This is a genomic window from Pseudacidovorax sp. DMC4, from assembly GCF_056314265.1.
Genome location: NZ_JBQUYR010000043.1, coordinates 1 through 608, shown reverse-complemented (window position 1 = coordinate 608; position 608 = coordinate 1). Strand labels below are relative to the sequence as shown.

The 608-nt window shown below is 66.3% G+C and carries 1 protein-coding gene; it reads right to left on the bottom strand.

The window, feature by feature from the left end; genetic code table 11:
- Positions 1–608 (bottom strand): contractile injection system protein, VgrG/Pvc8 family (locus tag ACT54X_RS28790; RefSeq protein ID WP_476350059.1); only part of this gene is annotated, 608 nt, incomplete at both ends.

Here is a 608-nt window from a genome sequence, read left to right as displayed (position 1 = left end):
AAGGCATGCAGATACTCGGCGTCGAGCTTCCAGCCGGGCGGGTGATAGGCCACTTGCCGATAGGCCTCGCTCGGGTTCGGCCTGAAGGCACCCAGATGGTCGGAGAGCACCAGCCGGTGGGCGCCCGCGTCGTGCTCGAAGTGATAGCTGATGCCCCACTCCTGGCACAGCCGCTCGAAGAAGGCGAAGTCGCTTTCGTTGAACTGGGTCTGGTAGTCGCGGATGGGGAAGGACTCGGCCAGACGCTTGTCGACGGGGAAGGGGTAGTTCGCCAGCAGGGCATCGAGGATGTCGACGACGGTGGCGTTCTGGAAGATGCGGCAGTCCGAATTCAGCGTGGCCAGGTGCAGCCAGGGGCGCAGCACGAGGCGGTAGCGCAGGTGGCGGCCATGCTCGCCCAGCAACTCTGCTTCGGTGATGAGGGCGTTGATCTGGCGGATGCCGGCGCCGAGGTGATCCACCGCATCGCCGACACCGCCCGGCACGAAGGTGCCGGCACCATCGAGGTCGATCTCGCAATGGATCTCGCGGCCGATCAGTGCGTCCAGGTCAATGTCGGCACAGGCATCGGCCAGGGCGCCGGGGTCCAGCGCATCGGGGGTCTGCAG